This window comes from Streptomyces sp. NPDC001852 (assembly GCF_042891825.1).
Classification (GTDB): Bacteria; Actinomycetota; Actinomycetes; order Streptomycetales; family Streptomycetaceae; genus Streptomyces.
Genome location: NZ_JBIATN010000003.1, coordinates 341,722 through 355,789 on the forward strand (window position 1 = coordinate 341,722; position 14,068 = coordinate 355,789).

Consider the following 14,068-nt stretch of genomic DNA (forward strand, 5'->3'; position numbering starts at 1 on the left):
GTGGGACCGGCGGATCAGCGTTCGGGGCGCAGGGTGCCGAGCAGCCCGTGCTGCTCGTCCTCGATTCCCGCCGCGAACCAGACGCTGTCCGTGCCGCCGGACCGGGCGGTGCCCCGCTGCAGCCCCCACAGACCCTCGATCACGACCGGCGTCCCGTCGGGGCACCTCAGGGTCCCCTCGAACCGGCCGGTCCTGAGGTCGAAGGCGTTGATGCGGCCGTCGCCGAAGTTGCCGACGAGCAGGTCGCCGGCGAACTTCCCGAAGCCCTTGGGAGCCGTCTCCAGGCCCCAGGGCGAGTTGAGCACCCCACGGCCGGCGAAACGCTGGAGCAGTCTGCCCCCGGTGCTGAACACGTCGATGAAACCGTTGCCCGGACCTGCGACGTCGTCGTGCTTGGCCGCGTCCTGCTTGGCATAGGTGACGAAGATCCTGCCGCCGATGTTCTTGACGTCGAAGGGCGCGAACCCCTTGGGGATCCGGCGGTCCCGGAACGCGCCGGCGGCCTGCTTCACCAGCTTGAAGCGGGCGTTGAAGACGTCGATGCGCGCGTCACGGAAGTTCGCGACGAGGAGGCGCGCCCGGCGCCGGTCGGCCTTCGTGGCCTTCCGGTCACCGTCCACGAGGGTCAGGCCCTTGAAGACGGCGTCGTCCTCCTGGGCGACCTGGACGCCGTTCGTCGGGCGCACGTTCGCGTTGAAGGCGAAGAGGCCGCCGTTCTCCCCGGCGAAGACGTACCGCGCCGGACCGGAGCGCCCGGAGGCGGTGAAGCGGAAGTCGGCGCCGTCGTTGCGCACGATCCCGGTCGGGTCGGCGGAATCGGGGAGGTGGATGACGGGGGAGAGGAAGGTGACCGGCCGGCCGTCCCGGGCGCCCGAGTACACCGTGGACGTGCTGGTGCCGTTGTTGGAGACCCTGATCGCCCCGCTCGCCGTGCGCACCAGCCCCCAGGGGTTGACCAGGTTCTGGTCCCGCCGCTCCGCCCTGCCCGCGAGGTCGGAGACGAGGTCGCGCTCCTGGAAGCCGTGGCCGGCCTTGTGCGGCGCGGCGGCGGCCCCGGGCGGCGTGGCGGCGGCGAGCGCGCCGACCGTGCCCAGGGCCAGCGCGACCGCCGTCAGCCGCCGTACGCGGGGGCGGGACCTCGGGGTCGATGCCTGTGATGCCATGCGGATGCTCCTGTTCCCAAACCGGCCCCGAAAGGGGCGTATTGGAAGAAGTCATCTCATGAGATGCCAATCACACTGCGATCGACACGCAGACACGCATCCGTACGGGCACACGCCACGGTGATTCCTACGCCGCCGTCGCCAGCTGCTCCCGTTCCCTCGGCACGAAGCGGACCCGCGGATGCCCGCGGTGCCACCCCACGGCCAGTCGCAGACCGCCGACGCGGGCCAGGACCAGGCCGATCGCAGCGGCGGCCGCGGCCGAGACGACGCCGCCGAGGGCGAAGCCGACCCGCGCGCCGTAGGTGTCCGTGATCCAGCCGACGACCGGCGCGCCCAGTGGCGTACCGCCCATGAACACCATCATGAACAGGGACATCACCCGGCCGCGCATGGCCGGGTCGGTGGCCATCTGCACGGCGGTGTTCGCGGTGACGTTGACCGTCAGGCCGAAGACCCCGATCGGGACCATGAGCAGCGCGAACAGCCAGTACGACGGGGCCAGCGCGGCCACCACCTCCAGGGTGCCGAAGGCGAGCGCAGCGGCGATCAGGATGCGCAGCCGGGCCGTGCCGCGCCGGGCGGCCAGCAGGGCGCCGCACAGGGAGCCGACGGCCATCAGGGTGTTGAAGAGGCTGTAGGAGCCGGCGCCGGAGTGGAAGACACCGTTCGCGTAGGCCGACAGCCACACCGGGAAGTTGAAGCCGAAGGTGCCGATGAAGCCGACGAGGACGATCGGCCAGATCAGCTCGGGGCGGCCGGCCACGTACTGCAGGCCTTCGCGCAGCTGGCCCTTCCCGCGCGGCGCACGCTGCACCTCGTGCAGTTCACGGGCGCGCATCAGCAGCAGGCCGGTGATGGGCGCGACGAAGGACAGGCCGTTGGCCAGGAAGGCCCAGCCGGTGCCCACGCCGGTGATCATCACACCGGCGACGGCGGGGCCGACCAGCCGGGCGGACTGGAAGTTCGCCGAGTTCAGGCTGACCGCGTTCTGCAGCTGCTCGGGGCCGACCATCTCGGAGACGAAGGACTGGCGGGCCGGGTTGTCGACCACCGTGGCGAGGCCGACGGCGAAGGCGGCGACGTAGACGTGCCAGACCTGGACCTGCCCGGTGAGGGTCAGCGCGGCGAGCGCGAGACCGGTGACGGCCATCGAGGCCTGCGTGACCAGCAGGGTGGGGCGCTTGGGGAGGCGGTCGACCAGGACTCCGCCGTAGAGGCCGAAGAGGAGCATCGGCAGGAACTGCAGAGCTGTCGTGATGCCGACGGCCGCGGAGGAGCCGGTGAGGCTGAGGACGAGCCAGTCCTGGGCGATGCGCTGCATCCAGGTGCCGGTGTTGGAGACGACCTGGCCGATGAAGAAGAGGCGGTAGTTCCGGATCTTCAGCGAGCTGAACATCGAGCCCTTGCGGGCGGTGGGGGTAGTGGGGGTGGTCGGTGCGGGGGCGGAATCTTTTCCGGGTCCCGTACTCAAAAGGGTTCGCCTCCTCCTTGAAACGGCTTACAGGTGTGCGAGCTTCTCCAGCACGGGGGCGGCGGCGCGCAGCTTGGCCCACTCGTCCTCGTCGAGGCCCTCGACCAGGCCGGCCAGGAACGCGTTGCGCTTGCGGCGGCTCTCCTCGAGCATCGCCTCCGCCTGCTCGGTCTGGGTGACGACCTTCTGGCGCCGGTCCTCGGGGTGCGGCTCCAGCCGGACCAGCCCCTTGGCCTCGAGCAGCGCGACGATGCGGGTCATCGACGGCGGCTGGACGTGCTCCTTGCGGGCCAGCTCGCCCGGCGTGGCCGAGCCGCAGCGGAAGAGGGTGCCGAGCACCGACATCTCGGTGGGGCTCAGCGACTCGTCGACCCGCTGGTGCTTGAGCCGACGGGACAACCGCATCACGGCGGAGCGGAGGGCGTTCACGGCGGCAGCGTCGTCGCCATGGGTGAGGTCCGGCATGTTCTTTAGAGTAACTCATTACTCTGGCTAAGGAACACTGCGACACGCCCGAATGCCCGTGATACCCGCCACTGAACCCTTCGATCACCCATATGAGTGAGTCGGCTCCGGAAAGTGACGCACCGGGTGGCCGGATGTGGCGACCCTCGTAGACATGGGGACCACAGTGCTCAGCCTGCGGATAGACGGGGAGCTGCTCGAAAGGCTCCGCCGGCACGCGGCGAAAAGAGGAATGAGCGTGCAGGACTATGTGGTCCGCACGCTCATCCGGGACGACTTCGACGAGCGGTTCCAGGCCGCCGTCGAGGAGACGGAGCGGTTCTACGGCGTCACCTGACGCCGTGGCCGCAGAGGGCTCAGGTCAGGCCCAGGGCCGGCATCAGGTAGTAGAAGGCGAAGACCGCCGAGACGACGTACATGGGAACCGGGATCTCCCGGCCCCGGCCGGCGGCCAGGCGCAGCACCACGAAGGTGATGAAGCCCATGCCGATGCCGTTGGTGATCGAGTAGGTGAACGGCATCATCAGCATCGTCACGAACGCCGGGATCGCGATCGTGTAGTCGGCCCAGTCGATCTCCTTGATCGAGTTCGACAGGATCAGGAAGCCGACCGCGATCAGCGCCGGGGTCGCCGCCTGGGACGGGACCATCGTGGCGACCGGGGTGAGGAACAGCGCGACGGCGAAGAGGCCGCCCGTGACGACGTTCGCGAGGCCCGTTCGGGCGCCCTCGCCGACACCGGCCGTGGACTCCACGAACGCCGTGGTGGCCGAGGAGGAGCTGGCGCCGCCCGCCGCGACCGCGAGGCCGTCGATGAAGAGGACCTTGTTGATGCCCGGCATGTAGCCCTCGGCGTCGGTCAGCTTGGCCTCGTCGCTGACGCCCATGATCGTGCCCATCGCGTCGAAGAAGCACGACAGCAGGACCGTGAAGACGAAGAGGACGCCGGTCAGCACGCCGACCTTGGAGAAGCCGCCGAACAGGCTGACGTGGCCGACCAGGCCGAAGTCGGGGGTGGCGACCGGGTTGCCCGGCCACTTCGGGACCGTCAGGCCCCAGGACGGGATCGTGGTGACCGCGTTGAGGATCACCGCGAGGACGGTCATGCCGACGATCGAGATCAGGATCGCGCCCGGCGTCTTGCGGACGATCAGCGCGAAGGTGAGCAGCACGCCGAGGATGAAGACCAGCACCGGCCAGCCGTGGAGGTGCCCCCCTACGCCGAGCTGGACCGGGACGGTGGTCTGCGCGGCGTCCGGCATGCGCGTGATGAAACCGGAGTCGACCAGGCCGATCAGCATGATGAACAGGCCGATGCCGATCGAGATCGCCTTGCGCAGCCCGAACGGCACGGCGTTCATCACGCGCTCGCGCAGACCCGTGGCGACCAGCAGCATGACCACGAACCCGGCCAGGACGACCATGCCCATCGCGTCCGGCCAGGACATCCGGGGCGCCAGCTGGAGCGCGACGACCGAGTTCACGCCGAGGCCGGCGGCGAGCGCGATCGGGACGTTGCCGATGACACCCATGAGCAGCGTGGTGAACGCGGCCGTCAGCGCGGTCGCCGTCACCAGCTGGCCATTGTCCAGGTGGTGCCCGTACATGTCCTTCGCGCTGCCGAGGATGATCGGGTTCAGCACGATGATGTACGCCATCGCGAAGAAGGTGGCGAAACCGCCGCGGATCTCCCGGGCGACGGAGCTGCCGCGCTCGGAGATCCTGAAGTAGCGGTCGAGGGCGCCCTGAGCGGGCGTACCACCCGGGATTTCGGGGGTGGGGACCTTGGCGGGTGCCGAGGTGGACATGCGGTCTCCATCGCCAACGGGGTTCCCCCGAGCCTCGTTGGAGTTTCATACGAACAGAAGTGGACACAGACAAACGGTTTCAGTATGAACGTATGAGTTCGAGATCGCTATCTCCGCGCGTAGAACGATGGGAGAGCGGCAGGCAAGCGGTCGCCTCGTAAGCTGTGCCCATGGCCAAGTGGACCCCCAAGCACGAGGCGCCCGAGCCCCTGGAGGGCCCCGTGGTCGCCACCATCACCGGCGGCACGATCATCTGGTTCCTCCTCTTCCTCGTGCAGCTGCCCTTCTACGGCTGGTTCGAGGACCACGGGCATCTGTGGTGGCTGTGGACCTGCCTGGCGGGGGGCGGACTGGGCCTGATCGGGATCTGGTACGTCAGGAAGCGGGACGCGGCGATCAAGCGGGCGTCGACGCTGGAGTCGACGTCGGCCGAGTAACTCGTAAAGCGGGCAAGCGGGCACATACGCACGTACCGTCGATGACATGAGCCATATAGACGCGGGTGCCGAACTCGACCCCGTGCATCCCGTGGCCCTGCCCGTGACCCCGTCGATCGGACTGACCGGCGCCGAAGTGGCGGAGCGGCTTTCCCGCGGCCAGGTCAACGACGTACCGGTGCGCAGCAGCCGGTCACTGGGCGAGATCGTCCGGGCGAACGTCTTCACCCGGTTCAACGCGATCATCGGCGTGCTCTGGCTGGTCATGCTGTTCGTCGCGCCGATCCAGGACAGCCTGTTCGGCTTCGTGATCCTCGCCAACACCGGCATCGGCATCGTCCAGGAGTGGCGGGCCAAGCAGACCCTCGACTCGCTCGCGGTGATCGGGGAGGCCCGGCCGACCGTGCGCAGGGACGGGACGGCCGTCGAGGTCGCCACCCATGAGATCGTCCTCGACGACCTGATAGAGGTCGGACCCGGGGACAAGGCCGTGGTCGACGGGGTCTGCGTCGAGGCCGACGGGCTGGAGATCGACGAGTCGCTGCTCACCGGCGAGGCCGACCCCGTCGTCAAACGCCCCGGCGACCCGGTCATGTCCGGCAGCTTCGTCGTCGCGGGCGGCGGCGCCTTCCAGGCGACCAAGGTCGGCCGCGAGGCCTACGCCGCCCAGCTCGCCGAGGAGGCCTCCCGCTTCACCCTGGTCCACTCCGAGCTGCGCACCGGCATCTCCACGATCCTCAAGTACGTCACCTGGATGATGGTCCCGGCGGCCGTCGGACTGGTCATCACCCAGCTCGTCGTCAAGAGCACCGGCTTCAAGGACTCCGTCGCCCGCACGGTCGGCGGCATCGTCCCGATGGTCCCGGAGGGGCTGGTCCTGCTCACCTCGGTCGCCTTCGCCATCGGGGTCATCCGGCTCGGCCGGAAACAGTGCCTGGTGCAGGAGCTGCCGGCGATCGAGGGGCTGGCCCGCGTCGACACCGTCTGCCTGGACAAGACCGGCACGCTCACCGAGGGCGGCATGGACGTCACCGAGCTACGGCCGCTCGACGGGGCCGACGAGGGGTACGTGCGCAAGGTGCTCGGCGCTCTCGGCGAGTCCGACCCGCACCCCAACGCCTCCCTGAAGGCGATCATCGACGCCTACCCGGACAGCGAGGACTGGCGCTGCGTGGAGTCGCTGCCGTTCTCCTCGGCCCGCAAGTACAGCGGGGCCGCGTTCAGCGAGGCCGACGGCGAGATCAGCACCTGGCTGCTGGGCGCCCCGGACGTCCTCCTCACCGACGGCGACCCGGCCCTGGCCGAAACCGAGCGCCTCAACGAGCAGGGCCTGCGGGTGCTGCTGCTGACCCGGGCGAGCCGCGACCTGGACGACACCGAGCCCGCCCGCGGCGCCCGCCCCACCGCCCTGGTCGTCCTGGAACAGCGGCTGCGGCCGGACGCCGCCGACACCCTGCGCTACTTCGCGGACCAGAACGTGCGCGCCAAGGTGATCTCCGGCGACAACGCGGTGTCGGTCGGCGCGGTCGCCGCCAAGCTGGGCCTGGCGGGTACGACGCTGGACGCCCGGCACCTGCCCCCCGACCGGCCGGGAATGGCCGACGCGCTGGAGCGGGGGACGGTCTTCGGGCGGGTCACCCCGCGGCAGAAGCGGGACATGGTCGGGGCGCTGCAGTCGCGCGGGCACACGGTCGCGATGACCGGCGACGGCGTGAACGACGTGCTCGCGCTGAAGGACGCCGACATCGGGGTCGCCATGGGCTCCGGCTCGGAGGCGACGCGGGCGGTGGCGCAGATCGTGCTGCTGGACAACAGCTTCGCCGGGCTGCCGTCGGTGGTCGGCGAGGGCCGCCGGGTGATCGGCAACATCACGCGGGTGGCGACGCTGTTCCTGGTGAAGACCGTCTACTCGGTGCTGCTGGCCGTCCTGGTGGTGTGCGCGCAGGTGGCGTATCCGTTCCTGCCCCGGCATCTGACCCTGCTGTCGACCCTCACCATCGGCGTCCCGGCGTTCTTCCTGGCCCTGGCGCCCAATAAGGAGCGGGCGAAGCCGCACTTCGTGCGCAGGGTCATGCGGTACGCGATCCCGGGTGGCGTGGTGGCGGGGGTGGCGACCTTCGTGACGTATCTGATCGCCCGTGCCTCCTACACGGGCGATCAGCTGGGCGCCGAGACGAGCGCGGCCACGCTGACCCTGTTCCTGATCTCCATGTGGATCCTGGTGATCGTCGCCCGCCCCTACACCTGGTGGCGGATCCTGCTGGTGGCGGCGATGGGCCTGGCGTTCGTGTGCATCCTCGCCGTGCCGGCCCTGCAGAGCTTCTTCGCGCTGAAGCTGGAGGGCATGGCCATGCCCTGGACCGCCGTGGGCATCGCGGTGGTGGCGGCGGCCGCCCTGGAGTTCCTCTGGAAGTGGGTCGACCGCCGCTTTCCCGGCTAGGGGGTGACTACTTCGCGCCCACGTAGACACCCGTGGCGCTGACCGCCGGGGTGGTGGACGTGCCCGCGAAGGAGTAACGCCAGTAGCCGCTGGAGTTCACGGTGACCGTGGTCTTCAGATTGCCGTAGGAATCGGTGTTCACCGTCTTGACCGTGGTGTACGTGGTCGTGCCGGCCTTGCGGAACTGGAGCTTGACCGGCTGGCCGGTGTAGCCGTGGTACTGGTGGTCCTCCCAGTTGGCGCGGGAGAGCTTGCCCGACACCGTGACGGTCTTGCCCTTGTAGACGGACGTCGAGCTCACGGTCGTCGTCAGCGTGGAGTTGCGCTGGACCAGGGTGGTGCCGAGGCCGCTCTGGTCCTTGTAGCCGACCTTGCTCATGTCGGGGTTCTGCTGGTTCTGGCCGTTGAAGGCGACGGTCTCGGCGGCCACGCTCCAGCTGCCGGCCCAGGCGTTCAGCAGGCCGCCGTCGGTCGAGGAGTTGGCCGGGTAGATGTTGACGGAGCCCTTGCAGGTGGCCGTCGTCGAGGTGACGTCGGTGCAGGTCGCCGGGTTGTCGCCGTACAGCTCGGGGGCCGTGTCGCTGTAGGTGCCGTGGTAGAGGAAGGCGTCGGTGTAGAAGTCGCTCGCGTGGATGTTCACGTCCGAGCCGTGCGTGAGCGTGTACGAGTACGAGACGCTGACCTCGTTGGTGGTGCCGACCTTGACCGCCTTGGCGATCGAGACGGTGGAGAAGCTTGCGTTCAGCGTGTACGGGGCGCCCGAGTCGGTGACGGCCTGCGCGGCCGGGACTGCGAGGGCGGTGAGGACCAGGGCGCCGGAGACGGCGGCCACGGTGGCACGTATGCGCATGTGCGTTTCCCCTGGAGGGAGAAGTGATCGTGGAGTCGGTTGACTCAAGCGATCAGATCCGCGGGGGTCGCCGCTGGTTGTACGGCCGTCGCCCCCCGCGGACCAGATTTTGCGCCGGGCTTACTGATCGATTACTTCACGTCGACGAAGTCACCGGTGGCGTTGACCGCCGGGGTGGTCGTGGTGCCCGCGAAGGAGAAGCGCCAGTAGCCGTCGTAGGTGGCCGTGGTGGTGGTCTTCAGGTTGCCGTACGAGTCCGTGTACACCGTCTTGACCGTGCTGTACGTGCTCGTGCCGTACTTGCGGAACTGCAGCTTGACCGGCTGGTTGGTGTAGCCGTGGTACTGGTGGTCCTCCCAGTTGGCCCGGGAGAGCTTGCCGGTGACCGTGAGGGTCTTGCCCTTGGCGACCGGCTCGGGGCCCGCGTTGACCGTCAGCTTGGAGTAGCGCTGGACGTTGGTGGTGCCCAGGCCGCTGCCCACCGAGCTGTCCCCGGTGCTGTACTGCAGCGCCAGCGCGCCGGCGTGCCAGGTGCCCGCATCGGAGTTGAGCAGCTGGTCGTCGGCGGGGTAGATGTCGATGAGGCCCGTGCAGTTGGCGGTCGTCGACGAGGTGGCGGTGCAGTGGGCCGGGGCGTCGCCGAACGCGACGTTGGCCGCGGTGTGGGGCGAGGAGCCCTTGTAGATGAAGGGGCCGCTGGCGAAGTCGTCCGACGAGATGCCGTAGTTGGCTCCGTGGGTCAGCTTGTAGGTGACCGTGGTGGAGACGTGGTTGGTCGTACCGACCTTGACCGCCGAGGCGATCTTGAGGTTCGAGAAGGTCACGCCGAGGTCCGCGCCCTCGGCGGTGCTGAACGCGGACCTGCCGGACGCGTGGAGCGCCTTCGCGGCCTCCGTCTGGTACGACGGGGCGGAGCCGGCGGCCTGGGCGGCCGGCACGACGAAGGCGGAGAGGGCCAGGGCGCCGGAGACGGCGGCCACAGTGGCACGTATACGCATGTGTTCCCCTGCGTGCAGAGTGATCGGAGAGTCTGGTGACTCCGCCCGATGAGACTCGGCACGCAGGGGAACGGTTGTACGTAGTTGAACTTCTCGTAAGAGAATTGTGGAGCTGGTCGCATTGCGGAGCTAGTCGAACCAGCGGTCCCGGGCCAGCTCCTCCGTCCGGGTCGGGTCCTCCAGCAGGGCCGCCACCTCGAAGCGCCGCGGCCACTGGCCGGCCGCCCAGGCCAGGCCCGCCGCGACCCCCTCCAGCGTGGCCGCGTGCAGCACCCCGTCGTCGGTGAGCCGCCAGTCGATCTCCACGCCGTCCACGACCAGTTCCTCGTGCTCGACGTACGTCTCGGGCGTCCGCGGCCCGAGCAGCACCCGCACCGACTCCGGCACCTCGTGCCCGGCCCCCTCGGAGTGCACCTCGCCGGTGACCGACTCGCTCAGCCGCCGCACCTGGAACAGCTCCGCCAGCTCGGCGGCCCGCGCCGGCCGGACGGGCAGCAGCGGCACCCCGGAGGTGAACGGCAGCAGGTCGGGCGAGTCGACCACGACCGCATCGGCCGCGTCCACGACCTCCACCCGGCCGTCGACCACGGCCCGCAGCTCGTCCGGCAGGGTCACCTGCTCCGGATCCAGCTCCGCCAACGCGCCGTACAGACCGTGCAGTTGAGCCGAGGAGACGGGGCGTGCCGGGTCGGCCAGCCGGTCCAGCAGCTCGGCCGCGCCACCGGGCTCGTCCAGCAGGGCCGCGACGGAGGTCCGTACGCCCAGGGCCCGCAGCACCTGCTCGTCCTCGAACCCGGTCGCGTCGGCCTCGTCGTACAGGCCGCGCAGCAGCGGATCGCCGCCGGCGGCGAGCAGACCCGCCGGGCGGCGGCCGTCGAGCACCGGATGTCCGCGCAGCCACCAGGCCGTGTACGGCCGGACGATCTCGTGCGTGCCGTCGGGCAGCAGGACGCGGACCGGCTGGGTGAGGGCGTCCCGCAGCGGCGGCTGCGCGAGCAGCGCGAGCGCCTCGGGCCAGTGCTCGTCGTCCACCAGGTCCAGATCGCGTACGGCGACCAGCTCGGTGGCGACCGGGGGCACCGGGCTGTCCGGGAAGCGGTCGAGGATGTCCTCGCACCACACGTCGACCGCGTCCAGCAGCCCGGCGTCGTCGGGCTCGGCGAAGTCGCCGTCCCGGGGCTCCAGTTCGTCCGGGTCGAGGACGACGTCGGCGGCGCGGACCAGCGCGAAGTTCGCGAGCACACCACACGCGGCCAGCGGCTGCTCGCCCCACTTGTCGGCCAGGTCGTGGTCCACGGCGGCGAGTTCGCCCTCGCGGAGCACGCGCGCGAACGGGCTGCCGGGCAGGACGAGTTCACCGGCGGGGGCAAGTTCCCCGTCCTCGTCGGGCAGTGCCAGGGCCCCCAGCCAGGGTTCGTCCCCGGGCTCCAGGCCCGCGTCCCGGACCAGCGAGAGCACGGTGTCGGCCAGTTCCTCCGCGTCCGGCGCGTCCTCCTCCCAGCCGACCCCCTCGTCCTCCAGCGAGGCGGCGACGGCGGCCCGGACCTGCGGGGTGGTGAGCACCGCGCGCGGGGTGGCGGGCAGCGCGCCCAGCTTCTCCAGCAGCGGGTGCGCGGCGTCCTCGTGGGCGACCTTCAGCCCGAGCCGGCCGAGGACGTCCGGGTCGATCCGGGCGGCGTCCGCGGTGGGGAGGAGGACCTGACGGGGCCCGATGGTGGTCCGCCCGTCGGCGAGCGGCACCGGCAGCCCGGACAGCCGGTCCGGATCGACCCCGGCGAGGCTGTCGTAGAGCCGCCACCACCAGTCGGGGTCCTTCTCGAGACCGGCGAGCCGGTCGACGGCATCGGCGAGCCGCAGCCGGGCGACGCCGAGGGTGCGCAGCTCGGCGCGCCGCTCCAGACCGGCGGGCAGCAGGGTGGGCAGCACCTCGGCGAGCACCCGCACGGTGTCCGCCCCGGCACCCTCCACGACCTCGGCGTCCCGGGGCCGGAGGGCTTCGGGCAGGCCGGTGTCGTGCCCTTCGGGCGTCACGGCGGGCGGCAGGAAGGCCGGGTGGGCGGGTGGGAGGAACTCAGTACGGGGCAGCCGCTCCAGCACGGCCTGCCGCAGCGCCCCGTCCAGCTCGCCCTTGCCGAGGGGCCCGGGGACGAGGTCGATGATCCCCTCCGTCACCGGCCGCCACTCGGCGAGCAGTTCGGTGTAGAGGTCGGCGGCGCGCTGCACCAGGAAGTCGGTGAGGGGGCCGGGAGCCGTGTGCCGGCGGGTGGTGTCGAGGGGGAAGGAGGCGATGAGGAGGGCCGGGACGCCGAGGGGCTCGTCGCTCGGGGTGGGGGCGTGCACGACGGGCGTGGTCCGAGGACGCACGGGCCGCCCCCGGTCATCCTCCGGTACGGCCCAGGTCACCGACCAGTGGGACCGCAGCCGCTCCTCCACCGGCCGGTCGGCCAGCAGGTCGGGGGTGAGCGCCCCGTGGGCGGACGCGGTACGCCACCGCGTGGCACCCGCCCGCGAGTCCTCCACGACGATGACGCCGCCCTCGGTACGACGCCGCAGCGTGCGCGGCTGATCACCGTTGACCTCGATCACCACTTCCTCCAGCCCCGGCAGGGCGAGGAGCAGCGCGTCGTCGACGGCGTTCAGCAGCCGCTCGGCGAGATCGGCGGCGGCCGTGTCCCTCAGGGGCAGGATGACGGCGGTGTCGTACGGGTCCGGGGCGGTGCCCTCCGCGGCGAACGGCAGCCGGAGCAGCGGCACGTGCCCGTCCCGGCGCCGGACCTCGTCCCCGAGGCCGGGGCTGTGCCGGGCGATCTCACCGGCCAGCTCCCGCGCCTCACCGAGCGACCACCGGACACCCCCGTGCCGCCCCACGATCGCGGGTTCGTCGGTCACCGCGAGTACGGCGGCGAACCCGACCCCGAAGCGTCCGACGGCACCCTGGGTGACCTCGGCGTCCCGCTTGGCCGAGGCGCGCAGCGTGGACAGCGACTCGACTCCGGCCGCGTCCAGCGGGGCACCGGTGTTGGCGGCGACGAGGACGCCGCCCTGGAGGGTGAGCCGCAGCCGGCCGGGCGTCCCGGCCCGGGCGGCGGCATCGGCGGCGTTCTGGGCCAGCTCGACGACGAGCCGGTCCCGGTAGCCGCCGAGGACCAGGTCCTCCTCGGCGTTGGCGTCCTCGCGGAACCGGGCGGGGCTGGTGGCCCAGGCGTCGAGGACACCACGGCGCAGCCTGGCCGTCCCGAAGGGATCGGCACCCTCGGCCGCCGGCCGCACGTACTTGCTCACGTTCACACTCCTCGTCGACGACGACTGAAGGTACCGCGCCGGGGGAGGCGCCACACCTTGGCCGGAAGCCCGTTGGTTCCGCGCCGACCAGGTTGATAGAGATGAAGATCGTGTTGTCAGTGGTGTGTGCGAGGCTGACCGCAGTGACAGAAAACGTATCGACCAAGGGATGTACGGGGGTTCTTGTGACGGGGTGGGACATCTCGCCCGGGGGTGTGCGGTCGGTGATCTCCAAGGTCCGGGACGCCGCCGGCGACATGAACGCCGGGATCACGCTGTACGGACGGAGCGTGCAGGGTGCGATGGAGGCTGCGGACGCCTCGGCCCGACGGCACGCCCCGCCCTGCACTACTCGCTCGGCGACGGCACCGACTTCACTTCCTGGCAGCGTCTCGAGCAGCTCAATGACCACCTGAAAGCCGCCGCAGACCGACTCGCTCGCGAGGGTGAGGATCGAGACTGACATGGGTTATTGGATGGGCATCACCCGGCATGAAGAGTCGGAGATCTTGGCCCTGCTCGACCATCCGGAGGGACCGGAATCAGGCCGGGAACAGGTGCGCAACGAGTGGTACGACGACGCGGAGTATCCACGGCCGGGATCACGGCTGCGGACCTTGGAGTCGGTCTACATCACGCGTACCTGGGACGCGATCCATGTCCTCCTCACCGGACGCGAAAACATCGATGAAGTCGACTTCGCGCCGCCCACAGGAGAGCCACCTGCGTGTGACGTCATCATGGGCGGATCCATCCTCAACTACCGAGGTCGTGGGCACGCCCTGCGGATGAACAACCTCCTGCTCCTCATGCCGGACGAGGTCCAAGCGGTCGACGCGTTTCTCAAGGGCATCGACCTGGACTGCCTGATCCGGGAGCGAGGGCATCTCTTGGAGGAGCTGGACGTGTACTCCTTTTACATGACCGTCGAGCTGCCGGACGGCCGTAAGGAGTACATGAACATGCTTGAGGACGGCTCGCTCGTAGAGGATTTAGGCGTTCTCCGTGACTTCTACGCCCGCGCCGCAGCATCGGGAAACTGCGTCATCAAGGACATCTCCTAGAGCGCGTTCTGTGACCCTTTGCCGGGTTCTACCTTCTATTGGGGGACCGGGGCAGTTGGTGCGGCATGGTGAGGCGACCGGTCGGAG

12 protein-coding genes and 1 pseudogene are annotated in these 14,068 nt (G+C 70.2%); 6 read left to right on the forward strand and 7 right to left on the reverse strand.

Features of this window, described 5'->3' with window-relative positions; all coding sequences use genetic code 11:
* Positions 1 to 14: 14 nt before the first annotated feature.
* From ACFYZB_RS06885 to ACFYZB_RS06895, 3 genes are all read right to left on the reverse strand, one after another.
* Positions 15 to 1,163 carry a TIGR03118 family protein gene (locus ACFYZB_RS06885; protein ID WP_388755211.1) on the reverse strand — a complete coding sequence of 383 codons (1,149 nt, stop codon included), beginning with the start codon at positions 1,161 to 1,163 and terminating at the stop codon, positions 15 to 17.
* A gap of 127 nt (positions 1,164 to 1,290) precedes the next feature.
* Complete coding sequence (locus ACFYZB_RS06890; RefSeq protein ID WP_388755213.1) at positions 1,291 to 2,637, reverse strand: MFS transporter; 1,347 nt, start codon at positions 2,635 to 2,637, stop codon at positions 1,291 to 1,293.
* A gap of 27 nt (positions 2,638 to 2,664) precedes the next feature.
* A complete protein-coding gene (locus tag ACFYZB_RS06895) occupies positions 2,665 to 3,102 on the reverse strand; it encodes a MarR family transcriptional regulator (RefSeq protein ID WP_351214011.1) in 438 nt (145 codons plus the stop codon).
* A gap of 154 nt (positions 3,103 to 3,256) precedes the next feature.
* On the opposite strand from ACFYZB_RS06895, the gene ACFYZB_RS06900 reads away from it, so the two are divergent.
* Positions 3,257 to 3,439, forward strand: a complete 183-nt coding sequence (locus ACFYZB_RS06900; protein WP_351214013.1) for a ribbon-helix-helix protein, CopG family — start codon at positions 3,257 to 3,259, stop codon at positions 3,437 to 3,439.
* A gap of 19 nt (positions 3,440 to 3,458) precedes the next feature.
* Here the strand turns inward: ACFYZB_RS06900 and ACFYZB_RS06905 are convergent, their stop codons facing one another.
* Positions 3,459 to 4,910, reverse strand: a complete 1,452-nt coding sequence (locus ACFYZB_RS06905) for an NCS2 family permease (protein ID WP_351214015.1) — start codon at positions 4,908 to 4,910, stop codon at positions 3,459 to 3,461.
* A 170-nt stretch (positions 4,911 to 5,080) separates the two neighbouring features.
* On the opposite strand from ACFYZB_RS06905, the gene ACFYZB_RS06910 reads away from it, so the two are divergent.
* Positions 5,081 to 5,347: a DUF2530 domain-containing protein gene (locus ACFYZB_RS06910; RefSeq protein WP_388755217.1), complete on the forward strand. Its 267-nt coding sequence runs from the start codon at positions 5,081 to 5,083 to the stop codon at positions 5,345 to 5,347.
* A 46-nt stretch (positions 5,348 to 5,393) separates the two neighbouring features.
* Entirely contained in the window at positions 5,394 to 7,787 is a 2,394-nt protein-coding gene (locus tag ACFYZB_RS06915; protein ID WP_388755220.1) for an HAD-IC family P-type ATPase, read from the forward strand.
* A gap of 7 nt (positions 7,788 to 7,794) precedes the next feature.
* Here the strand turns inward: ACFYZB_RS06915 and ACFYZB_RS06920 are convergent, their stop codons facing one another.
* From ACFYZB_RS06920 to ACFYZB_RS06930, 3 genes are all read right to left on the reverse strand, one after another.
* Entirely contained in the window at positions 7,795 to 8,637 is an 843-nt protein-coding gene (locus tag ACFYZB_RS06920; RefSeq protein WP_388755223.1) for a hypothetical protein, read from the reverse strand.
* Positions 8,638 to 8,768: 131 nt separating this feature from the next.
* A complete protein-coding gene (locus tag ACFYZB_RS06925) occupies positions 8,769 to 9,635 on the reverse strand; it encodes a hypothetical protein (RefSeq protein WP_388755225.1) in 867 nt (288 codons plus the stop codon).
* 129 nt (positions 9,636 to 9,764) lie between these two features.
* Positions 9,765 to 12,917: a sacsin N-terminal ATP-binding-like domain-containing protein gene (locus ACFYZB_RS06930; RefSeq protein ID WP_388755227.1), complete on the reverse strand. Its 3,153-nt coding sequence runs from the start codon at positions 12,915 to 12,917 to the stop codon at positions 9,765 to 9,767.
* A gap of 101 nt (positions 12,918 to 13,018) precedes the next feature.
* Here ACFYZB_RS06930 and ACFYZB_RS06935 point away from each other — a divergent pair.
* The 3 genes and pseudogenes from ACFYZB_RS06935 to ACFYZB_RS06945 all read left to right on the forward strand — a co-directional run.
* Positions 13,019 to 13,180: pseudogene (locus tag ACFYZB_RS06935) on the forward strand (hypothetical protein); the annotation flags it as partial.
* Positions 13,111 to 13,380, forward strand: a complete 270-nt coding sequence (locus tag ACFYZB_RS06940; RefSeq protein WP_388755659.1) for a DUF6177 family protein — start codon at positions 13,111 to 13,113, stop codon at positions 13,378 to 13,380. The pseudogene ACFYZB_RS06935 and the gene ACFYZB_RS06940, both read left to right, overlap by 70 nt.
* Complete coding sequence (locus ACFYZB_RS06945; protein WP_388755230.1) at positions 13,364 to 13,981, forward strand: DUF1877 family protein; 618 nt, start codon at positions 13,364 to 13,366, stop codon at positions 13,979 to 13,981. The genes ACFYZB_RS06940 and ACFYZB_RS06945 overlap by 17 nt, the downstream gene beginning before the upstream one ends.
* Positions 13,982 to 14,068: the final 87 nt, after the last annotated feature.

Bases quoted from the DNA above. Each gene is read 5' to 3' on its own strand.
- ACFYZB_RS06895 (WP_351214011.1), bottom strand. From the start codon at position 3,102: ATGCCGGACCTCACCCATGGCGACGACGCTGCCGCCGTGAACGCCCTC.
- ACFYZB_RS06900 (WP_351214013.1), top strand. From the start codon at position 3,257: ATGGGGACCACAGTGCTCAGCCTGCGGATAGACGGGGAGCTGCTCGAA.
- ACFYZB_RS06920 (WP_388755223.1), bottom strand. From the start codon at position 8,637: ATGCGCATACGTGCCACCGTGGCCGCCGTCTCCGGCGCCCTGGTCCTC.
- ACFYZB_RS06885 (WP_388755211.1), bottom strand. From the start codon at position 1,163: ATGGCATCACAGGCATCGACCCCGAGGTCCCGCCCCCGCGTACGGCGG.
- ACFYZB_RS06910 (WP_388755217.1), top strand. From the start codon at position 5,081: ATGGCCAAGTGGACCCCCAAGCACGAGGCGCCCGAGCCCCTGGAGGGC.
- ACFYZB_RS06905 (WP_351214015.1), bottom strand. From the start codon at position 4,910: ATGTCCACCTCGGCACCCGCCAAGGTCCCCACCCCCGAAATCCCGGGT.
- ACFYZB_RS06915 (WP_388755220.1), top strand. From the start codon at position 5,394: ATGAGCCATATAGACGCGGGTGCCGAACTCGACCCCGTGCATCCCGTG.
- ACFYZB_RS06925 (WP_388755225.1), bottom strand. From the start codon at position 9,635: ATGCGTATACGTGCCACTGTGGCCGCCGTCTCCGGCGCCCTGGCCCTC.